At 66.0% G+C, this 20,722-nt stretch carries 17 protein-coding genes and 1 pseudogene; 8 read left to right on the top strand and 10 right to left on the bottom strand.

The features are described 5' to 3' along the window. The first annotated feature begins 132 nt into the window (after positions 1 to 132). Together ACW2Q0_RS06555 and ACW2Q0_RS06550 are read left to right on the top strand one after the other, a co-directional pair. Positions 133 to 759 (top strand): alpha-ketoglutarate-dependent dioxygenase AlkB, encoded by a 627-nt coding sequence (locus ACW2Q0_RS06555; protein WP_457187196.1) that lies wholly within the window; start codon positions 133 to 135, stop codon positions 757 to 759. Positions 760 to 831: 72 nt separating this feature from the next. Beyond that, complete coding sequence (locus tag ACW2Q0_RS06550; protein ID WP_457187194.1) at positions 832 to 1,122, top strand: hypothetical protein; 291 nt, start codon at positions 832 to 834, stop codon at positions 1,120 to 1,122. Here ACW2Q0_RS06550 and ACW2Q0_RS06545 read toward each other — a convergent pair. Continuing rightward, on the bottom strand, positions 1,099 to 1,512 hold the full coding sequence (locus ACW2Q0_RS06545; protein WP_457187192.1) for a hypothetical protein: 414 nt from the start codon (positions 1,510 to 1,512) through the stop codon (positions 1,099 to 1,101). The genes ACW2Q0_RS06550 and ACW2Q0_RS06545 overlap by 24 nt on opposite strands. 211 nt (positions 1,513 to 1,723) lie before the next feature. Between ACW2Q0_RS06545 and ACW2Q0_RS06540 the strand changes: the two genes are divergently transcribed. Further along, the gene (locus ACW2Q0_RS06540) at positions 1,724 to 2,437 is read left to right on the top strand and encodes an HD domain-containing protein (protein WP_457187190.1); all 714 of its coding nucleotides are present in this window, start codon (positions 1,724 to 1,726) and stop codon (positions 2,435 to 2,437) included. Between the two features lies 1 nt (position 2,438). On the opposite strand, the gene ACW2Q0_RS06535 is transcribed toward ACW2Q0_RS06540, so the two are convergent. Further along, positions 2,439 to 3,014, bottom strand: coding sequence for a TetR/AcrR family transcriptional regulator (locus tag ACW2Q0_RS06535; protein ID WP_457187188.1), 576 nt, complete (start codon positions 3,012 to 3,014; stop codon positions 2,439 to 2,441). Between the two features lie 98 nt (positions 3,015 to 3,112). Between ACW2Q0_RS06535 and ACW2Q0_RS06530 the strand changes: the two genes are divergently transcribed. Next, positions 3,113 to 4,066, top strand: coding sequence for a quinone oxidoreductase family protein (locus ACW2Q0_RS06530; protein ID WP_457187186.1), 954 nt, complete (start codon positions 3,113 to 3,115; stop codon positions 4,064 to 4,066). A 262-nt stretch (positions 4,067 to 4,328) separates the two neighbouring features. Here ACW2Q0_RS06530 and ACW2Q0_RS06525 read toward each other — a convergent pair whose 3' ends face one another. Both ACW2Q0_RS06525 and ACW2Q0_RS06520 read right to left on the bottom strand, forming a co-directional pair. Further along, complete coding sequence (locus ACW2Q0_RS06525; protein ID WP_457187184.1) at positions 4,329 to 5,558, bottom strand: FAD-dependent oxidoreductase; 1,230 nt, start codon at positions 5,556 to 5,558, stop codon at positions 4,329 to 4,331. A 132-nt stretch (positions 5,559 to 5,690) separates the two neighbouring features. Beyond that, on the bottom strand, positions 5,691 to 11,393 hold the full coding sequence (locus ACW2Q0_RS06520; RefSeq protein ID WP_457187182.1) for a WD40 domain-containing protein: 5,703 nt from the start codon (positions 11,391 to 11,393) through the stop codon (positions 5,691 to 5,693). Positions 11,394 to 11,490: 97 nt separating this feature from the next. Between ACW2Q0_RS06520 and ACW2Q0_RS06515 the strand changes: the two genes are divergently transcribed. Then, positions 11,491 to 12,750 carry an SLC13 family permease gene (locus tag ACW2Q0_RS06515; RefSeq protein ID WP_457187180.1) on the top strand — a complete coding sequence of 420 codons (1,260 nt, stop codon included), beginning with the start codon at positions 11,491 to 11,493 and terminating at the stop codon, positions 12,748 to 12,750. Positions 12,751 to 12,769: 19 nt separating this feature from the next. Here ACW2Q0_RS06515 and ACW2Q0_RS06510 read toward each other — a convergent pair whose 3' ends face one another. The 6 genes from ACW2Q0_RS06510 to ACW2Q0_RS06485 form a co-directional block, all read right to left on the bottom strand. Further along, a complete protein-coding gene (locus ACW2Q0_RS06510) occupies positions 12,770 to 13,696 on the bottom strand; it encodes an inositol monophosphatase family protein (protein WP_457187178.1) in 927 nt (308 codons plus the stop codon). After that, a complete protein-coding gene (locus tag ACW2Q0_RS06505; RefSeq protein ID WP_457187176.1) occupies positions 13,678 to 14,406 on the bottom strand; it encodes a hypothetical protein in 729 nt (242 codons plus the stop codon). Before ACW2Q0_RS06505 ends, ACW2Q0_RS06510 begins: the two co-directional genes overlap by 19 nt. Then, a complete protein-coding gene (locus ACW2Q0_RS06500) occupies positions 14,407 to 15,303 on the bottom strand; it encodes a hypothetical protein (RefSeq protein ID WP_457187174.1) in 897 nt (298 codons plus the stop codon). It lies immediately after the preceding gene. A 543-nt stretch (positions 15,304 to 15,846) separates the two neighbouring features. After that, complete coding sequence (gene nusB, locus ACW2Q0_RS06495) at positions 15,847 to 16,353, bottom strand: transcription antitermination factor NusB (protein WP_457187172.1); 507 nt, start codon at positions 16,351 to 16,353, stop codon at positions 15,847 to 15,849. 109 nt (positions 16,354 to 16,462) lie between these two features. Next, complete coding sequence (gene efp / locus ACW2Q0_RS06490; protein WP_433760820.1) at positions 16,463 to 17,026, bottom strand: elongation factor P; 564 nt, start codon at positions 17,024 to 17,026, stop codon at positions 16,463 to 16,465. A gap of 43 nt (positions 17,027 to 17,069) precedes the next feature. Next, positions 17,070 to 18,197, bottom strand: coding sequence for a M24 family metallopeptidase (locus tag ACW2Q0_RS06485; RefSeq protein ID WP_457187169.1), 1,128 nt, complete (start codon positions 18,195 to 18,197; stop codon positions 17,070 to 17,072). Between the two features lie 154 nt (positions 18,198 to 18,351). Between ACW2Q0_RS06485 and ACW2Q0_RS06480 the strand changes: the two genes are divergently transcribed. The 3 genes and pseudogenes from ACW2Q0_RS06480 to ACW2Q0_RS06470 form a co-directional block, all read left to right on the top strand. Next, positions 18,352 to 18,807, top strand: a complete 456-nt coding sequence (locus tag ACW2Q0_RS06480; protein WP_457187167.1) for a prepilin peptidase — start codon at positions 18,352 to 18,354, stop codon at positions 18,805 to 18,807. A gap of 77 nt (positions 18,808 to 18,884) precedes the next feature. After that, the gene (aroC, locus tag ACW2Q0_RS06475; RefSeq protein WP_457187165.1) at positions 18,885 to 20,078 is read left to right on the top strand and encodes a chorismate synthase; all 1,194 of its coding nucleotides are present in this window, start codon (positions 18,885 to 18,887) and stop codon (positions 20,076 to 20,078) included. After that, positions 20,075 to 20,593 (top strand): annotated as a pseudogene (locus ACW2Q0_RS06470) (shikimate kinase); the annotation flags it as partial. The gene aroC and the pseudogene ACW2Q0_RS06470, both read left to right, overlap by 4 nt. Positions 20,594 to 20,722 lie beyond the last annotated feature (129 nt).

Here is a 20,722-nt window from a genome sequence, read left to right as displayed (position 1 = left end):
CGTCCAGCCAGGTTCTGGCATCTCGGCGCCGAAACCGTGCGCGGACGATCCCGCGCCGCGCGACATTCTCACCAAGATTTAATGACCGTTTCTCGCTAGCACATATGTTCGAACACGCGTAGATTCGGCGGCATGTCGACACCGCTACAGGGATCATTGCTCGACGGGTTCGGGGACATCGAGGTGGGAAGGCTCGACGGTGTCCACCGGACGACATTGCGTCATGGGGCTTGGGTGGATCTGCGGCCCGGGTGGCTGTCGGGGGCGGATGTGCTGTTCGAACGGCTGGCGGACGGGGTGCCGTGGCAGACGGAGCGGCGGCCGATGTACGACCGGGTGGTCGATGTGCCGCGATTACTGTGCTTCTTCGAGGAGGGTGCGCAGCTGCCGGATCCGGCGCTGGACGAGGCACGGGCGGCACTCACCGCGCACTATCGCGAGGAGCTCGGCGAACCGTTCCGCACGGCCGGGCTGTGTTACTACCGCGATGGCCGCGACAGCGTGGCCTGGCACGGCGACACCTTCGGGCGCGGGGCGAGCGCTGACACCATGGTCGCGATCGTCTCGATCGGCGCGCCGCGCGCACTCCTGCTGCGACCGCGCGGTGGTGGCACGAGCCTTCGATTTCACGTCGGACACGGCGATCTGCTGGTCATGGGCGGCTCATGCCAGCGCACCTGGGAACACGCCGTACCGAAGACGCGTAGACCGACCGGGCCACGCATCAGCATTCAATTTCGACCGCGGGGTGTGCGCTGACCCCGCGAACGGTCATGACCGAGCCGATGGCTGATCGACCTCGACCAAAGTTGAGATAAGAAGCTGATCACCATGAGCGCAACAACAATTCAGCCCGTGGTCCTCGACGTCACGGTCGACCGCGCTGCGGACATTGCGGCGATCGAGCAGATCATCGCCGACCTCGAAACCGCGTACATCACCAACGATGCCGAGATCGCAGCTGATCGCGACCATGCCGCCGATAGGGTCGATCCGTTCCCAGCCGGTCGGCACATCGACGAAATTCCAGTCCCACTCCCCTGGCCCCTTCGCCCGCCTTTGCCACTGCTCGGCCACCGCGGCATCCAGACCGAAGCTCTACCAGCGCACGGGGCCTTGTGAACCGTCGCGGAACGGCAGTCGCCTGCGCAACGCGACAGTGGCGGCGCGGGTGAAGACGGTTAGGTCCGCGGGCACCAGCACGATCGGATCCGACAGTGCGGCGTCGAACGGATTGGGATCCAGGTGCGCCGGATCGATGATGACGAGCGTGCCCGGCCGCCGCCGATAGGCCAGCCCCCGCAGCAGTCGAGCCAGCATCCGCGCACCGCGCCAATCGGAGAGCACATGCCAGGTCTCGTGGAAGTAGTTGGTGGCGAAGCGGAAATCGCTGCCGGCGCGAAGGGCCAGCACGGTATGCACCCGCCCGTCGAGCACCATGGTGCGCCGATGCAGTTTCGCCATATGGTCGGCGGCCGAACCCGGGCGCGGCCGTTTGTACTGCGCGGCCACGTGCACCGCCGGTTCTGCCTCGCGTGCATTTCAGGAGACCACAGCCGCCATCACGCGGCAACGGATTATTTTCGCGCAGTTGAACAGTGGTGCGGAGCACAGCGGTAAGCGGCCGACGCGGATAGATTGGCCGTATGAGCGAGCGCAGCGAGCGAATCATGTTCCGGCGCGCCTTGCGCATGCCGGAGCCGAGCGCCGGTGAGGCGAAGGCATGAGCAATCCCGGGGCGGGGGTTTTGGCCGTGATGCCGCTGCATACGATCAGCGAGGTCTACGGCGAAAGCGGACTGCGCGAACGACTACTGCTGGAAATAGCCGAGCTATCCGACGCCGACCGGCTCACCGAGGCATTGGACCTGGCGACCGACCTACACCGCGACGATCGTTACGGCCGCGAACCATATCTGAGTCATCTACTGCGCGTTGCGATTCGGATCGTCAGCCATTATGAGGTACGAGATCCGGACGTCGTCGCGGCCGGGCTGCTGCACGATTCGGTCGAGGACCACCCGGTCGAACTGGCCGGTGCGCGGCCCGGTTCACCGACCGATGCCGCCCTAGCCGAACTCTCGGCCCGGTTCGGCGCCCGGGTCGCCGAACTCGTCGCCGCAGTCACCAATCCGGAACCGGATCCGGACATCGATCGGCACGCGCAATACCGCGAACATGTGGCTGCCAATCTCGATCGCGCGCCTTGGGCCCGCATCGTCAAACTCTCCGATTTCACCGACAACGGCGTCGGCATCCTCTACGCCGATGGACCGTCGATGCACAGACTCGCCGCCAAGTACCGCCCGCTCACCGATATCTACCGCGATCTCGTCACCCGCGCCGATACGCCGCTTGCCGACCACGTCAAGCGGCGAATCCTGCACCAACTCGACAGCGCCGACGAACGCTTCGACGCCATCCTCGCCAAGGACTAGCCTAGGGCCCGCGCAGCACCGATTCGACGAGTCCGCGGACCGCCGCGAGCAGCCGTTCGGTCTCGCCCGCCCGTGCGAGTCGAGGCACCTGTTCACCGCCCAGGGCGCCGAACAGCAACCTGGCGACCACCTCGGCATCCAGGTCCGGGCGAGACTCCCGCAGCAGGGCGGTGATATGCGCATCCCAGAATTCGTGGATTTCGGCGGCGCGTGGATGCGGCGGACCCTGCAGGTAGGCAACCGTGACCTCGATATTGTCGGTCATCATGCGCACGAAGGCGTCGAAGAAAGCCAGCAGTCGCTCCCCGGCCGGCGCCCCGGGCCCCAGCGGCGGCGGACCCGTACGGACGGCATCCATCAACGCGAAGGTGCTCTCGGCGATCATCTCGTGCAGTAATCCGGCGCGATTGCCGAAGCGGTGGAAGATCGTGCCTTTGCCGACACCGGCGGCCGCCGCGACCCGATCCATGGTCAGGGCGTCGGCGCCGTGTTCGGCGAGCAGTGCGGCGGTCGCGGCCAGGATCGCCTGCCGGTTACGCGCGGCATCCGCCCGTTCCTTCGGGCGTCCGTCAGTCATTCCACCACCTTCATTGACAACTTGACCGATGGTCCATATCGTTCCGAGATATCTAGACCGGCAGTCAAGTTATGGAGTTGACAATGCAGGCAATCGTAATGACGGGCGTTGGCGGGCCCGAGGTCTTGGTCGCCCAGGATGTCGCCGCACCACATCCGGGCCCCGGCGAACTGGTGATCCGCGCCGAGGCGATTCCGGTGCTGTTCCCGGAGACGAAACTGCGCTCCGGTGAGTTTCCGATGGCTGTCGAACCACCGGTGGTCTTCGGGTTCCAGGCCGCCGGAGTGGTCGTGGAGACCGGGGACGGGGTCGACACGGCACTGCTGGGCCGACGCGCCATGGTGGCCACCGCAGGCTTCGGTTCCTACGCCGAATTCGTCTGCGCACCAGCATCTTCCGTGACTGTGATCCCCTACGCCCTCGCATCGGACGATGCGGCCGCGGTCCTGATGGACGGGTCGGTCGCACTACCCCTGCTCGCGACTGCGGCGCTCACCGGCTCCGAAACGGTTCTGATCGAAGCCGCCGCGACGGGGGTCGGCAGCGCACTGACCCAACTCGCCAAGGAATTCGGGGCCGCGCGCATCATCGCAACCGCTGGCGGTCCCGAAAAGACAGCGCGGGCAAAGGCCTTGGGCGCGGACGAGGTCATCGACCACAACGTGCCGGACTGGCCGGCCCGACTGCGCGAAACCCTCGGCGACACAACGCTCGACGTCGCGTTCGATTCCATCGGCGGCACCTCGGCGCGAGACCTGCTGACGGCCATGACCCCGGTACGCGGCCGAATCCTGAGCTATGGCTGGCTCTCTGGAGCACCGGCTCAGATCTGCGCAATGGACCTGTTCCCCGACGGCCTTACCCTCACCGCCTGCGCCGGCCCGGCCTGGCTCGCCGCAGTATCCCGCTCCGGCAGCGCCGTCCTCGACCGAGCCATCGCCGGAACCCTCACTCCCCGAATCGATTCCGTCCTTCCCCTGGCCGAGGCCGCCAGAGGCCACCAGCTCGTCGAGCAGCGCTCCCGCATCGGCAAGATCATCCTGCGTCCCTGACATACACGCGTCGGATCAGACCTGGACCGCTCCTGCGCATTTCTCGCCGAAACCGGCCTCCCAGTCACCGCGGACCTGGTCGCCCCCTCACCGCCGCAATTGCGCGAGCGGCCCTATTCTTTGCGGATTCACACCTTTAGGCAGTCGCCTCGACGAACCACGTGACATCGATGAATGAAACTCTCTGCAGTCGTTGACATTTCCCGTAGATCATCAAGTTCGCAGCCTGCATTGCCGCATCGAGTGCATCCATTTGGTGGCGTCAGGGGCGGCGGGCGAAAGCAGGGGCGTGTTCGGGAAGTATTCCTCGGGCGATCAGGTACGGAGGAACGGTTCGCAGGACAGGGATTCGGCGCAGGACGCGTAGCGGCAAGGGAGTCGTCGCCGCGTCGGCGATATCGATTCGGCCGGATAGCGCGGGGCGGAATACCGCGGCGTGGAGGATGCGTTGCAGGCCCTGGGTGACTGCGGTCGGGAGGGCGCGGCGACGCTGCACCCGGGCCAGGTCGCGAGTGGTCAGGGTGCCCGAAGTCAGTGATGGGGCAAGGATTCTCGCGGTGGCGACGGCGTCTTGAACGGCCAGGTTGATGCCGACTCCGCCGGCGGGAGACATCGCGTGTGCGGCGTCGCCGATGCAGAGCAGGCCGTCGGTGTACCACTTGGTCAGGCGGTCCAACTTCACGTCGAGCAGTTTCACTTCGTCCCAGTCTTGGAGCACGTCCTCCCGGTCCCGCAGCCAGGGTGCCGAATCGGCCATACCGCGCACGATTTCAGTGACCGGACCGCGCCGGGCCGCCGCATCACCGCCCTTGGCGATGAGGGTCGCGACCTGCCAATAGTCACCGCGATCGAACATGACCGCGGCACGGTGGGCACTGAGCAGTCCGATCAAACCGGCGGGGTCGATATCGGTGCGCGGCAGCCGGAACCACCACACATCCATCGGTGTCGGCCAACTGCGTGAGCCGAGCCCGACCTCGGCCCGCAGCACCGAGTCACGGCCATCGCAGGCCACGGTGAGGTCGGCGCGGATCTCGCCGGTTTCGCCGTCCGTGGTACGGTAGGCGACCCCGGCGACCCGGCCGTCGTCTCGAATCACCGCCGTCGCTTCGGTATTCATGCGCAACCGGAAGCTCGGCTCCCGATCGGCCGCACCGGCCAACAGGTCCAGCAGATCCCACTGCGGCACCATCGCGACGTATTTGTGCGCACCGGGTAGATGTTCCAGGGTGAACACCGTCTGCACCGACCCGCGGATCGGTAGCTGGATCTGCTGTAGTTTGCGCGCGGGCAGTTTGGCGAATTCCTCGCCGAGACCCAGTTCGTCGAGCAGGTCCAGGGTCGTGGGATGCACTGTATCGCCCCGGAAATCGCGCAGGAAGTCCTGATGCTTCTCCAGGACGGTGATATCGATGCCGGCGCGGGCCAGCAACAGCCCGAGCACCATGCCGGCGGGTCCACCACCGACCACCAGACACGTCGTGCGTTCCATCGCCCTGGCCTCCCTCCGTGCGCACGCGCCGGACGTATATTCCGCGGGCGCGGATGTATCGATCTTTGCTGGGCCGACCTCAATGGTATGCCCCGAAAACGAGCCGAGAAGAGAAACCGCTACAGCGCCAACTCAAAACGGGGCGTCGACCGCGAGCTGCCGCACTTGCGGCAGGTAGGGGTCGAGTTCGCCGGGTTCGAACCGCGACATGCCGATGACATGCCAGAACTGCCCTGCGATATTGCCCTCGAATTTGTACCGGCCATCGGGTGCGAGGGCCGCCCACCCTTCGGTCAGACCGAGCAGGATCGCGCGGATCGACGGCGCGCCCTCCTCCGGCCGCGACCACAGCAGGATATTGCCGTCATCACCGCCGCTGGCGAGCAGCTTGCCGGACGGATCGAAGCTCAGCGACCAGACCCGGCGCTTATGCCCTTCGAGGGTATGCAGATGACGTCCGGATGCGATATCCCACAACCGTACGACCAGATCATCGCCCCCGGTCGCCAAGGTACCGGTGCGCGGGTCGACCGCGGCCGTCCAAAGCCTGCCGGTATGCCTGGTCAACGTATGCAGTGCGTCGCCGGATTCGACATCCCAGATGCGGGCGGTGGTATCCCAGGACACGCTGGCAAGGCGGTCCTCATGGAAGGCGACCGCATACACCCGGTCGTGATGTCCGCGCAGTGCCCGCAACATCCGCCCGGAGCGCACATCCCACAGCCGCACCACGGTATCGTCACAGCCGGTGGCCATCAGCGCACCGTCGGCACTGAAGGCGATGGAGCGCACCCGGCCGCGATGTTCGGCGCAGACGGCGTGCAGCGCGCCGGTGGTGCGTACCCAGATGATCACCGTGTCGTCGTCATTGGCGGTGGCCACATAGTCGCCGGTCGGGTCGAAGGCGGCAGCCCAGATCGGTGCGGATTCGATATTGATGTGCCGCTCGTACAGATCGGCGTCGAGGTTGAACAGACTCAGCCGCCCGTCGTTGACGACGAGACCGAGCTGATGGCGGCCCAACGTGCTGAATGTCGCCGATTCGAAGGTGAGCAGGCGGTCTTCACTGCCGACCAGTTGGCGCACCAACCGTCCGATCACCGGATCCCACAGTCGAACCACACCGTCGTTACCCACACCGGAGAGCAGGGTGCCGTCCGCATTGAAGCTGACCGTGCGGACCTGGCGGCCGTGGCCGGTGAGCGTGTGTTTACAGCTGCCGGTTACGGGATCCCAGAGCCGGGTGGTGAATTGGTCGTCGGTAATGGCCAATTGGGTGCCGTCCGGACGGAAGGCGAAGGGCCAGATCGAGCCGGTATGCGCGGTGAGCCGGTGTCGCAGCTCCCCGGTCTCGCTATCGCGTAGACAGACCAGTCCGGCACTGTCGCCCGAGGCGAGCAGTTCACCTGGCGGGTCGAAGGCGAGCCAGTAGATGGCCGCGGTGTGTTCGGTGAGCGACTGCCGTTGCACACCGGTGTCGGCATCCCACAGACGCAGCCCACCATCGGTGTCCCCGCTTGCCACGATCGGGAGCTTGGGATGGAAGGTCACGGCATAGACCCGCCCGGTGTGGCCGGGTAGCTCGCGAATCTTGCGGCAAGTCCATGGATCCCACAGTGCCAGCGTGCCGTCGACGCCTCCGACCGCTAACAGTTCACCGGTCGGATTGAAGGCCACCCGGAATACCGAGCCGGAAGCGCCGATGAATTCACCACTCGCCCTGCCACTTTCGATATCCCACAGCCGTACGGTGCCATCACGATAGGAGGCGGCGACCAGCGGCCCACGAATATCCAAGCTGTAGACGAGTTCCCGGTCGGCACCGGTGGGACGGCATTCGTGACGTAATTCGCCGCTCGGCAATGTCCACAGCCGCAGCACACCGTCGGCGTCACCGGTAGCCAGCAGATCACCCGCGGGGCTCAGCACCACCGGCCAGGGCCAGTTCTTGTGCCCAAACAGGATTCTGCGCAGTTCACCGGTGGCGGCATCCCAGATGCCCACGGTGCCGTCGCCGGATCCGGTCACCAGCACCGTATCGGTGAACGCCACCGCGAAGGCGCGAGCACGATGGGTCTGCAAGGTGCGCAGCGGTGTTCCGGTTTCGGCGTCGCAGATGAGCACGCCGCCGTCATCACTGCCGATGGCCAGCGTACCGCCGTCCGGGTTGTAGGCGACCGGCTGCGGCAGTCGGCCATGCCTGGCGTCGAAGCCGTGCCTTACTCCGATTGCGGCGGGCGCGAATTCGGTCTGCGCCGCGACTCCGGGCACCCATGCCGCACCGTGCAGATCGGTACCGGCTGGGGTGCCGGTGATCTCGATGAGTGCCGAGCGGGACCAGCGGCTGCCGGTTGCCCGCGATCCGGTCAGATCGGTGTGCACCAGTCGGGCACGGGTGAGATCGGCCTCGCCGAGATCCGCCCCGACCAGGCTGGCCTCGTCGAGTCGAGCACCGACCAACCGCGCACCGCGCAGTACGGCGCGGTCGAGGTTCGTGCCGACCAGTCGGGCACCGCTGAGATCGGCTCCGGTGAGATCGACATCGCGCAGATCCCGATACGATAGATCCTCCCCCGCCAGACTCGCACCGCGCAGATCCGCGGTCGGTGCCGTACGCAGCCGCGTCGCCACCCGAATGGCATTGGTGCGCGACACTTCATCGGCCGCCTGTTCGGCGAGCACATCCTCGGCCCAGATGCGCAGCGCCCGGTTGTCGGCGAGATCACAGAGGAAGTCGATCAAAAGTTGAGATAGCGGCGATTGGCTCAATTGGGCGGGCGCGAGGGCGCCGACCTCGAAGTGTTCGGCAATATGGTTGGCCACCAACCATTCCATCACCGATGAATGGATGAAGCCGAACAGGTTGTCCTCGGTGCGTACCAGCAGGCTGCCGGAGCCGATGGCATGCGCGGATTGCTGCACCGACATCCGACTCGATCCGGTCAGCTCGGCCAAACCCGTTGCCACCTCGGTCAATTCGGACAGCCGCAGATATGGCTCGCCGGTTTCCCAGACGCGCAGTGCGAATGCCGTGACACCCAGCCACAATTCGTGCAGGCGCAGCCCCGGCAGCGCACCAGCGACGCCTGCGGTCCGGTCGGCCTCGTAGGTCAACCATGACTCCAGGATCTCCCGGTACAGCCCGGCCGGACCCACCGCCTGTTTCGCGCCCGACGCGGCCCGTAGCCGCCGCTCGTCCAGATCGGCGATGAAGCCGAGCATCCTGGGATTCTGCGCCAGTCCGAGCAGATCCTCGACACCGGTGATCAACGCCATCCTGGCATCCGCGCGGCGGATATCGCCGGCATAGCGGTTGGTCAGGAAGGCGTGGATCTGCGCGGGCGCGAAATCCTCGATGCCCACGATGCGCCGATCCTGCAGCAGTCCGACGCGCTCGCCGAGGGCAGTGAGCACCTGGGCGCGGGATTCGAAGTGCTGGGTGCGGCTGGCCACGATGATCTTGGCCTTGCCAACGGCGGCCTGCAACAGGGTTTCGAGATGGTCGGCGGCGAAGTCATAGCTGATCCGAGTGACGAGTTCGTCGAAGCCGTCGAACAGCAACACCACCCGGCCCTCGCGCAGCATGTAGTGCAGCGCCTTCAGATCGATCCGGTCCTCGCCGTGATTGGCCAGATGCGCGGCGACCAGACCGTCCACGGAATGGGTTTTGTCCAAGGCCCGCAGGTCGATCAGGATCGGAATCAGCGCGGGCATGGTTTCGGTGATGCGGCGGGCCAACTCGCGCAGCGCGAAGGTCTTCCCGCGCCCGAAATCACCGAGTATCAGAATGAACCGGCCGTGGTCGGCCGCGATCACCTTCATCAGTTCGCCCACCAGATCGTCGCGGATCTGCTGGTCGCCGTATTCGAGGATCCGGAAGCGCTGCGGCACATACAGATCCGGCGGATAGGTGCGGTCCGCGCGCAACCGTGCCGCCTGATGCGCGAGGTAGTCGTCCAGATCGAGCAGGCCCTGGAATTCGGTAAAGCTGCGCACCCGCAGACCGTGACTGGCCGCCTCCTCACGCAGCGAGCGTGGCGGCGCCGCACCGCGATACACGAGCTCGGAACCGTATTCCGGATCGTGGCCGAGGAAATCCTCCACCACCTGCCTGGTCATATCTCCGACGTGCACACCGACGCGCCACTGGGCGATGACCTCGTCGTCCTCCCTGGTGATCAGCAGATGCGGCGGGTGCACCTCGATGCGCCGGATTTTCGCACCGGGATAACGGGTTTCGCACACCTCGGCTACGCGCTCGAGCAGCCGCCCGTGCGGATCGATCGCCGAAGCTTCGGCCGGTGGTTCCGGCAGTTCGGGTTCGTCCGGCCCGAGCAATTCGGGGTGTTCGGTCGTCGGCAGCGCCGCGGTCACCTTCAGCCAATCGAATTCGAGTTGCGCGGTGGATTCGCCGCGTCCGGAGAACCGGGCCAGGCCCGCGGCCGTGAGCTGGATGATCTCGTCGCGGCCCGCAGCGGCGGCGGGCAGCACCGGCAGCGTGTCATCGAGCCGATCCAGATGCGGCCCACCGGGTCCCGGGCCGTGCAGCAGCAGATTCAACCGGCCACCGAGCAGCCGGGACAGCGTATCCGCGTCGCGCAGCAGGTCCGGATCGTGGGCGGGCGTGCCCGCGCCGGGTAGCGGATCATGCCGAACCACACCGACGCGCATCCACCCGTTCTCCTCGAACGGGCGCAGCCGCTCGGCGAACCAGGCCGCCTGCGGTTCGCCGATCCGTCCGTAATCGTCCTCGGGCAGATGGGTCGCGGCCATGGTCGAATTCAATCCGGCAACCACTACCCGCAGTTCGGGAATCGGGAACAATGTCCACGGCTGACCGATATCGAAGACGAGGTGATCCAGGCCCTGGTATAGCGCGCCGAACATCCGCGCGTACTGCTCGAGCTTCGGGAAGTACGGCGGCTGCGGTTTGCGATCGCGAGCCTCGCAGCTGAGGAAGTAGGCGTGGCAGGCCGCTTTGGAGACATCGTGGTTGCCAGGCACCACAATCAGCCGCTCCGGACCGAGGCCGAGCAGCGTGCGCAGTCCACTCAGGAAGGTCAGTGCCTCGTCCACCTCGCGCGGGCGACCCGATTCGGTCATATCCCCGGACACCACGATCAAATCCGGTTTGGCCACCCCCTGATTCACCAGATGGGTCACATTGGCGTGGACGCGCGCCTGCAATTCGGCCGCCGTGCTCGGCTCGTCCGGCGCGAGCAGCCCGCGCCCGAAGCGCGGACCGGCGACGTGCAGTATCGAGACGCTGGTACGCGGCTGTTCATACTCGGTGGCACCCGGGAAGGCCGGGGCCGCAACCGGTGTGCGGCGCGGGAGCACGGATTCTGGTGTGTCCGACATGGTTTCGGCGACGAACCGGTCCGGACCGTCATGCGGAAAGCCCGGCTCCGACAGCGGCTTCGCCCGCCCCGCGAGCAGATGTCCCACCCGCTCCAGCAGGATTCGGCGCGCCTGCTCGGCAGTCGATACCCGCACCAGGTCGAGATAGGTGATGGTGGCGAGCAGCCCCTCGAGCGTGCATTCGGCGATGCGCACAGGCATCAGCTTGCCCGGATCGGTGCGGTAGGCCGCTTGCCATTCCATGGTTCCGTAATAGGAACCGAGATAGTTCTCCGACAGCACCACCAGCACCACCGCCGAATCGCGCACGCCGCGATCCATGAAATCGATGAAGTTGGTGCCGGGCACGAAATCCCAGGCCTGGATGAGGGTGCTGTAACCCGCGGTCTCCAACTGCCAGGCCAACCACGTGGCCCACCGCTCGTCGGCCGGTGAATAGCTGATAAAGAAGTCCCGCCGCCCGCCCGAAGTCACAGCATCAGTATGCCCCGATGGGTCGCCACGCAAAACGGCGAAGATCATTACGACGCCGACCGAATGCGAAAGTGCCCCAGCCCATATGCTGCATGATGTGTCCGAACATCAGGTCGATTCCGCTGCGGAGAACCCGCCGTCGAGTGTCCTGGTGTCCGCGCCGCCGAGACGGGCGCTGAGCACGCTGGATTGGATTCGACTCGGACTCCTCGCGGCCGGACTGCTGTGTGTGGCGACCGGATTGCTGCCGCGCGCCGAGGCCGCCGACAATATGCGCCGGATCGGTCCGCTGCTGCTGTTCCTGTGTAGTGTGATCATTCTCGCGGAACTGACGCGGCAGGCGAAGGTGTTCGATGTGATCGCACATCGGCTGGCCATTCTCGGGCGCGGCTATTATCCGGCGTTGTTCCTGCTCTGCGTACTTTTCGCGGCAGCGACAACGACTCTGCTCAATCTCGATACCACCGCCGTATTGCTCACTCCGGTCATGCTCGCACTGGCGATACCGGCCCGCATTCCGCCACTGCCATTGGCGATGACCACGCTCTGGCTGGCCAATACGGCGAGTCTACTGCTGCCGGTGTCGAATCTCACCAATCTCCTCGCCGCCGATCGGGTCGCGCTGCATGCGACGGATTTCGCGGCGCGGATGTGGGCGCCGCAACTGGTCTCGATCACGGCGACCATGGTGTGCCTATGGATCTGGTATTGGCGGCGCGGCCGCCGTGAAGCCGACCGATATGTGCCGCCGGAACCGATTCGTCCGAGGAACGCCAGAGAGCGCACGCTGCTCTATACGACGGCGGGCGCATGTCTGCTGTTCATCCTGGCGATTCCGCTCGTCGGCGACCGGATCGGGATCGCCGCCACCCTCGCCGCCGCCATTGCGGTGCTCGCCTTCGCGATCTTCGACCGTTCGTCGCTGCGATTATCGCTGATCCCGTGGCAGTTGCTGGTTTTCGTGGTCGGGTTGTTCCTGGTGGTACCGACATTGAGCAGGTTCGGGCTCGCCGATGTCATGCAAGCGCTGATCGGGCACGACTCCGGAGTAGTCGGTGCGTACCGCGCGGCAGCCGCGGGTGCCGGATTGTCCAATGTGGCCAATAATCTTCCGGCTTACACCGCCGGTGAGGCGGTGGTGTCACAGGAGAATCGAATTCAGTTGCTGGCCTTGCTCATCGGCACCAATGTCGGGCCGATCGTTACGCCATGGGCATCGCTGGCCACGCTACTGTGTCTGGAGTTCTGCCGCACCCACGGTGTTCGAGTGCCGATGCCGCGGTTCGTGCTCACCGGATTCGGGCTGGCGGTCGTCGCGACGACCGGTGCGGTGGCTGCGCTGTTGGCCACCGGATAGCACCGAATTCGATCGCCCATCAGCCCGGCAACCCCGTCACACTCACCTCCGTGGCGGCCTTCACCAGCAAAGCCAACTCGGGCAGCATTTCGGGGCTGGCGGCAATGAAATTCACCTCGCCGTCGGGAAGGTCGAGGTGGTCGTCGAGCGGTGCGCCGTCGAAATCGGTCATGTGGATACCGGATTCGCGGGCCAGCAGGGTGCCCGCGGGCAGATCTACAATACCCGCTCGGTAACCGACGAATCCGTCGATATCGCCGCGGCTCAGCATGACCCAGCACAGCAGCGGAGACCACAGCTGAATCAGGCGACGGGAACCGGATTCCAGGGTCAGACGCAGGGCGCGCGACATGGTGTCGGTGCGGGGCACCGGATAGCCCTGCAGCCAGGCCAGGGTCGGAGCGGGTTCGGAGGGACGGTGCGGTGGTCGCCAGAGCGGACCGCCCGGGCCCGTCGCACCGGATCCACGCATGGCGGACCAGGTGCGGTCGGCCAATGGTTCGTGGACAATGCCCATGACCGGAATTCCGTTGTGACACAGGGCGATACCGGTCGTGCACACGGGCAGGCCGATGGCGATGTTATTGGTGCCGTCCAGCGGGTCGACGACCCAGCACCAGGAATCGTCGACACCCTGCAGCCCGGACTCCTCGGCGAGAATGCGATGGTGCGGGAAGGCGCGCCGGATACGGCCGACGATGATCTGTTCCGCGCGCAGGTCCAGATCGGTGACCAGATCACCGCTGGCATCCTTGGTGCGGACGGTGAGCGATCCGGCCAGACCTTCCCGAATCGTCCGCCCCGCCTCGGTCGCCGCCTCCCTGGCAACCTCGGCCGCGGTCGTCAGAACGGTGTCCAGCCCGTCGAACGGGCTCATCGGATCCGGATCGGCCGACGCTTGACCATCCAGTGGCAGCACCAGGTTCGCTACGTCGCCTGCTCGCATCGGTCCTCCAGTTGTTCCGGCAGGGTGGAGTCCTGCCGGGGGATGGCAGCCGGCGGTGCCGGCAGGGTGGGTAAATCCAACTGGTCCAGCACTGTTTGCGCGGCGCGGCGGGTTTCAATCGGGGTGCAGCCGGTGCGGTGCACCCAGTGGTCGGTGGTGGCTGGGGTGCCGAGCGACCGGTCCGGTCGGCCGGGCCGCACCTCGCCGAGCACCACGGTGGCCGCCTCGCCCCGCACATCGGAGAGGTGGAACACCCCGTGCGGCAGGGTGTACACCTCACCGGCACGGAAACGCTGACTGGATCGAGTGCGATAGCGGACCATACGCTCCGTCGCGCGCACCACATCGCCGTCGGCGCCACTGTGGATTTCGAAGATGCGATGAGTCGGTCGGTCCGCAGCGCTGTCCACTTCGAGTATCTCGTTGCCGACCTCGCCGTACAAGACGACGCTCAGCAGATCCCAGCTGTGCGCGTGCATGGCCGAGGTCGTCGGATGCGACCGCAGCCCGTCGGTCCAGATGTGCACGCAGACGCCGAGTCCGCCGTCGCGCCATGCCGGAAAACACAAGAACCCCAGCGGATGCCGGACCGCGCCGACCTCGGCGCGACCAGCGAGCACCCCCGTCATGAAATCACGGGCCCAGCGTCGCACCGCGGGACCCGCCACATCGGAGCCGATCAGCTTTCGTAGTCGGGCATAGTCGTTCATTCAGTACGGATTCCTAGGCTGTAGCGCGCGGCGCACGATATCGGCGACGTCGCGATCGGTATAGGTGGCCGGTAGCGCCAGGCCGAGCAGATCGAATACCGCACGAGTCTGATCGACCGACGGCTCGTCGGCGAGCGCGAGTTCCTCGCTCCGGCTCAGCGGCACCTGTCTGGCCTGCTTGAAACTGGCCACGAGTTCGCGGTTGAAGTCCCGGTAGTAGGGCTTGTCCCGCTCGAACATCAGGGCCGGAGTATTCGGATTGTCCTGCGTGACAATGACGCAACTCGACGACAGGTCCCAGCGGAAGGTCGTCATCACCGTCGAGAGCCCGACATCGATGGTCAAGAAGGTGAACCTCTGCCGGTACCAGCACGCCGCGAGCACCGTCGCGAAGGACTCCTTGCGAGTCCGCTCGGTGGTCCATAATTCGCCGGTGCGGTCCGCCTCCGGCACCAGCGACGAGCGGAACTGCGCATAGGTCTTGCACAGCTGCTCATTGGTCGGGTCCAGCACCTCGACCTGGATCCGCAGCGGCCGCTGTTCGCGGCGCGCGTTTTCCACGCATTCGCGCAGTGTCACCGCGCGCAGATAGGTTCCGGTACCACCTTTGAACAGCCACTGCTCGGTACCGCGGCGCGCGAGCGTATGCGCATGCCCGATCTCCGGACCGTACAGCAGCTGTACCGAATTCGAATCCCGAATGGCCTTGGCCGACAGATGCCGATCACGCAGCAGCGTGGTGGCCAGCAGACCGAGCACCAGCAGGATCACCGCGTTGATCAGATCCGAATCGAAGAAGCCGATATCGATCAGCGAGATCACACCGAAGATGGCCGCGAGAACCAGGGCGACGAGACCGTCGATATTGTTCCGCAGCCAGATAAGCACCCGTGCCATAGGTTTTCGGCCTCCCCTAGGGTTTCTACCCAGGATAGGCGCACCTGTGTCGGCGCAGCGAGCGAACGGTCAAGTCGCACTGGCGGGTCGGTGCGCACCATCGGTCGGTGCACACCGTCGAGCCGGGCGCACCCGATACCGCGAGGCGGTCGGCGTCCGCGGCTCGCGGGTCGGTGCCACTGGGCAGTAACCCCCCACAACGGGAGCACAGGGCTATTGCACCGGACGGCGGTATGCTCTCTGAAACATCAACAGCCGCACACCATTTCGGTATGCGGCTGGGCCGACGGCAGTCAGGCGAAGACCGCGATCTCCCACTCGTACACGGTAAGCGCCGAGCAGCCAGTGGTGTGCACCGGATCGGTGAACGCGATTCTCCTTGCGGCTTCGAGACTTTCGGCGCTGATCAATGCACCGCCGGTGCACCGTCCCTCTCGACCAATTGCCCGCACTCCAACAACCCGTTCAGGAACTGTCGGTGCGGTTCGATGACAGCGGGGTCGAACGACGGCATACGCATGGCCATGATCAGCTACTTGTTGGTCACGCCTGCGACTCCGGACGTGGCGCCCGCGTCGCTGCGGCGGCCGCGCGTACCTGCGGAGCAACCAGCACGACCTGACCGAGCACACCGTTGACGAATCCGGGCGAATCGTCGGTGGACAACTCCTTGGCCAACTCCACCGCCTCGTCGACAGCGACGACCGGCGGAACATCGTTGGCGTGGAACAACTCCCAGACCGCGATCCGCAGAATGGCCCGGTCGACGGCGGGCAGCCGGGACAACTCCCAATCCTTGAGGTAGGACTCGATGGTGCCGTCCACCCGATCCAGATCATCGGCGACGCCCTCGACCAGCGTGTGCGTGTAGGCGTGCAGCGGGGCGACCGCCTGATCCTGAGTGGCCAGCTCAGCCCGCTCGGTGAGCAGGTCGGCCGCGTCCACATCGCGGGCCTCCGCCTCGAAGAGCAGATCGACCGCCCGGCGGCGGGCCTTGTGGCGCGCGCCGAGCTTCTTGAACGTGGACTTCTTGTCTGGCTGTTCCGCCACAGCAGTCATTATCCCTGTCACTTGTTTGATGGCGGCAGTAGCGGGTCCCTCCGTGCATACGCTCCGCTACTTCCTCCAGCCCGTTGCTACTGCCGCGAAGAGCGAGCGATCAGGCGTTCACGCGGCCGAGGTAGCTGCCGTCGCGCGAATCGATGCGCAACTTGTCGCCGGTGTTGATGAACAGCGGCACCTGCACCTCGGCGCCGGTCTCCAGGGTGGCGGGCTTGGTGCCACCGGTGGAGCGGTCGCCCTGCAGACCGATATCGGTGTGCTGCACCTCGAGCTCGACGGTGACCGGCAGCTCGACGTAGAGCGGCGCACCCTCGTGCGTGGCGACCTGCACGATCATGTTCTCCAGCAGGAACCGGGCACCGGGGCCGATGGTGTCCTCGGAGATGGAGATCTGGTCGAAGGTCTCGCCGTCCATGAAGACGTAATCCGAGCCGTCGTGGTACAGGTAGGTCATATCGCGACGGTCGACGGTGGCGGTCTCCACCTTCACGCCCGCGTTGAAGGTCTTGTCGACGACCTTGCCGGACAGCACGTTCTTCAGCTTGGTCCGCACGAACGCAGGGCCCTTACCCGGCTTGACATGCTGGAATTCGACGATCTGCTGGAGCTGCCCGTCGATCTTCAGCACAAGGCCGTTCTTGAAGTCGCTGGTGTCCGCCACTGTTCTCGGATCTCCTAGTTCATGAATGTTCAGGCAACCGTCATCAGTCGACGACGGTCAGGTCTTTGCTGGTGTTGGTGAGCAGATCCGGGCCCCCCTCGCGCACCACGAGCGTGTCCTCGATCCGGACGCCGCCGCGGCCGGGGAAGTACACACCTGGTTCGACGGTCACCGCCACGCCAGACAAAAGTGTACCGGTTCCGGTTTTGGCGATTCCCGGCGCTTCGTGGATCTGCAGTCCGACACCGTGCCCGAGACCGTGCACGAACAGCTTCCCGTGCCCGGCCGTCTCTATCACCGCACGCGCCGCCGCATCCACATCGGAGACCAGCGCGCCGGGCTCGAGTGCCGCGCAGCCGGCCCGCTGTGCCGCCTCGACCAGCGCGTACACCTCCCGATGCCAGTCGGACGCGGCGCCGAGGACGAAGGTGCGAGTCATATCGGAGTGGTAGCCGCCGGTTACGGCGCCGAAGTCGATCTTGACGAAATCACCGGTGGCCAGGACCGCCCCGGTAGGCCGGTGATGTGGGATGGCGGAGTTCGCCCCGGTCGCCACGATGGTCTCGAAGGCGACCGCATCGGCACCGTGTTCGAACATCGCCCACTCCAGATCCCGGGCGACCTGGCGTTCGGTGCGACCGGGGCGCAGACCGCCGCGTTCCAGCAACGTCGCCAGCCCGGCGTCACCGGTGGCGCAGGCGGCACGCAACTGTTCTATCTCGTAAGCGTCCTTGACCATCCGTAGCTGTTCGACCAGCCCCGGAGTGGCGACGAACTCCAAACCGGACTTCTGCTCGATGAATCCGCGATGCTGATCGACGGTGACGATATGGCTCTCGTAACCGACCCGGCCGAGCTGCCACTCCCCCGCCAGCTCCACGATCCTGCGGGCGGTGGCCCGGGCGATTTCGGCGCGCAGGTCCGGCACCTGCTCGGCGACCTGGCTCAGATAGCGTCCGTCGGTGCCGATCACGGTGCGCTCCTCGGAATTCCGCATATCCCAGGAGGTCACCAGCAGTGCGGCATTGGAGCCGGTGAAGCCGGTCAGGTACCTGATGTTCACCAGATCGGTGACCAACAGTGCGTCGACCTCGTTCTCCACCAGCAGACTGCGCAGTGCGCCACGGCGCGCCGCGTAGTCGGGCCCAGGGCCCACGTGATCAGCAGACATGCATCAAAACTACCGCCGACACACGGTAGATCCCGCATAAAACACCGGTATCCCGGTATTCGAGCGAGGCGAGCAATATTCACATACCGATCGGTTATCCCCAATCCGGAATCCGGGGCTGCATCCGCGACCAGGGCGGACGAGGCTGAAAATCATGTCCCCCATCGCTTTTGCCCTCCTGGTGGCCTGGTGCTCGGTGCTCGCCTTCTGCGATATCCGGCAGCGCCGACTGCCCAATGCGCTCACCACCTCCGGCGCGGTGATCATCTTCGGATATGCGCTGTTCACAACACAATTCACAGCAGCGGTGGTCGGTGCGGTCCTGTTGGCGATGCCATATTTATTGGTGCACTTGATCGCGCCGGGCACACTCGGGGCGGGTGATGTGAAGCTGGCCGTCGGACTCGGTGCGGTCGCCGCCCTCGGCGGTGCGCAGGTGTGGGTGTGGGCGGCACTCGCCGCACCGGTTCTGACCGCGACAGTCGGTCTCGCCGTATTGGCGCACTGGTGGATTCGATCCGGCACGGATCGGGCTGGACCGCATGCGCTACCTCATGGGCCCGCCATGTGCCTCGCGACGGTGCTGAGCCTGGCGGCGGGGTATGGCTAGCCGATGCCGTGGCCTGGCCGTGCCGATGATCGGGCCGCGTGCCGGAGCACCCGCGCCGACATGGGAAGATGGACAGCGTGTTGCGCTGGATAACTGCCGGAGAATCCCATGGTCCCGCTCTTGTCACCATCCTCGAGGGGATGGTGGCCGGTGTCGAGGTGACGTCCGACGAGGTCTCCGCACAGTTGGCGCGCCGTCGGCTCGGGTACGGGCGCGGCGCCCGGATGAAGTTCGAGGCCGATAAGGTCACCGTCATCGGTGGGGTGCGCCACGGGCGCACCATGGGCGGACCGGTGGCCATCGAAATCGCGAACTCCGAGTGGCCGAAGTGGACCACGGTCATGTCCGCGGACCCGGTGGACGAGAGCGAACTCGCCGATCTGGCCCGCAACGCACCACTGACGCGGCCCCGGCCCGGCCATGCCGACTACTCGGGCATGCTCAAGTACAACTTCGACGACGCCCGCAATGTCTTGGAGCGGGCCAGCGCCCGCGAGACCGCCGCACGGGTCGCGGCGGGCACGGTTGCCAGGAACTTCCTACGGCAGGCCCTCGGCGTCGAGGTCGTCTCGCATGTCGTTTCGATCGGCACCGCCGCCAACACCACCGGCATCGTGCCGACAGCCGCCGATCTGGCCGCGATCGATGAGAGTCCGGTGCGCGCGTTCGACAAGGACGCCGAGGCCGCGATGATCGCCGAGATCGAGGCCGCCAAGAAGGACGGCGACACCCTCGGCGGTGTGGTCGAGGTGGTCGTGGATGGGCTACCCGTCGGGTTGGGTTCGTTCATCAGCGGCGCGGATCGGCTGGATTCGCGACTCGCGGGTGCGCTCATGGGGATTCAGGCGATCAAGGGCGTCGAGGTCGGCGACGGTTTCGAAACCGCGCGCCGCCGCGGTAGCCAGGCACATGACGAGATGAAGCCGGGACCGGACGGCGTGCTGCGCTCGACCAACCGCGCCGGTGGTCTCGAGGGCGGTATGACCAACGGTGAGCCGCTGCGCGTGCGTGCCGCGATGAAGCCGATCTCGACGGTGCCGCGTGCGCTGGCCACGGTCGATATGACCACCGGCGAGGAAGCCGTCGCCATCCACCAGCGCTCGGACGTCTGTGCCGTGCCCGCTGCGGGAGTGGTCGCCGAGACCATGGTCGCGCTGGTCGTCGCACAGGCCGCGCTGGAGAAGTTCGGCGGCGATTCGCTGGTCGAGACCAGCGACAACATCACCAGCTACGTCAAGCGCATCGGCACCCGACCACACGTGCCGCAATGATAGTGCAGTCCGATCCGCGCGCACCGCGCGTGGTGCTGGTCGGACCGCCAGGGGCGGGGAAATCGACGATCGGCCGCAAGCTCGCCAGGGAACTCGGGGTCGAACTCTACGACACTGATGCCGGAATCGAGCGCGAGACCGGCCGCACCATTCCGGAGATCTTCGCCGAGGACGGCGAACCGGAATTCCGCCGGATCGAGGAACAGGTGGTGCGCCGCGCCATCCTCGCCGAACGCGGTGTGGTCTCACTCGGTGGCGGGGCCGTGCTGTCCAGCAACACCAGGGAGCTGTTGCGCAATCGCACCGTGGTGTATCTGGAAATCAGTGTGGCCGAGGGACTTCGGCGTACCGGCACGAGTACGCAGCGACCGCTGCTCAACGGTGCGGATCCGGATGCGAAGTATCGCGAGCTCATGCGCAAGCGCCGACCGCTCTACCGCGAGGTCGCCACGGTGCGGGTGCGCACCGACGGTCGCAGTCCGGGCCGGGTGGTGCGGATGATCATGGCGAAGCTGGGTCTGGAATCGGTGCTGCCGCAAGATGCGGAGCCCGATTCGAGCGGCGCCGCGCCGAATGTCGTCACACCGAAACGGCAGGGCAGCAATAGATCCCGAGCCCGCCGCGCCGCCAGAGCCCGTGCCGCC

It is taken from the genome of Nocardia citri (assembly GCF_054065835.1).
The sequence above is the reverse complement of the archived record's forward strand: the minus strand, read 5'-3'. Positions and strand labels throughout refer to the sequence as shown.

Coding starts and splice junctions, on each gene's coding strand:
- ACW2Q0_RS06530 (WP_457187186.1), top strand. CDS start 3,113: ATGACGGGCGTTGGCGGGCCCGAGGTCTTGGTCGCCCAGGATGTCGCC.
- ACW2Q0_RS06535 (WP_457187188.1), bottom strand. CDS start 3,014: ATGACTGACGGACGCCCGAAGGAACGGGCGGATGCCGCGCGTAACCGG.
- ACW2Q0_RS06505 (WP_457187176.1), bottom strand. CDS start 14,406: ATGAACGACTATGCCCGACTACGAAAGCTGATCGGCTCCGATGTGGCG.
- ACW2Q0_RS06485 (WP_457187169.1), bottom strand. CDS start 18,197: ATGTCTGCTGATCACGTGGGCCCTGGGCCCGACTACGCGGCGCGCCGT.
- ACW2Q0_RS06540 (WP_457187190.1), top strand. CDS start 1,724: ATGAGCAATCCCGGGGCGGGGGTTTTGGCCGTGATGCCGCTGCATACG.
- ACW2Q0_RS06550 (WP_457187194.1), top strand. CDS start 832: ATGAGCGCAACAACAATTCAGCCCGTGGTCCTCGACGTCACGGTCGAC.
- ACW2Q0_RS06480 (WP_457187167.1), top strand. CDS start 18,352: ATGTCCCCCATCGCTTTTGCCCTCCTGGTGGCCTGGTGCTCGGTGCTC.
- ACW2Q0_RS06525 (WP_457187184.1), bottom strand. CDS start 5,558: ATGGAACGCACGACGTGTCTGGTGGTCGGTGGTGGACCCGCCGGCATG.
- ACW2Q0_RS06510 (WP_457187178.1), bottom strand. CDS start 13,696: ATGCGAGCAGGCGACGTAGCGAACCTGGTGCTGCCACTGGATGGTCAA.
- ACW2Q0_RS06500 (WP_457187174.1), bottom strand. CDS start 15,303: ATGGCACGGGTGCTTATCTGGCTGCGGAACAATATCGACGGTCTCGTC.
- ACW2Q0_RS06555 (WP_457187196.1), top strand. CDS start 133: ATGTCGACACCGCTACAGGGATCATTGCTCGACGGGTTCGGGGACATC.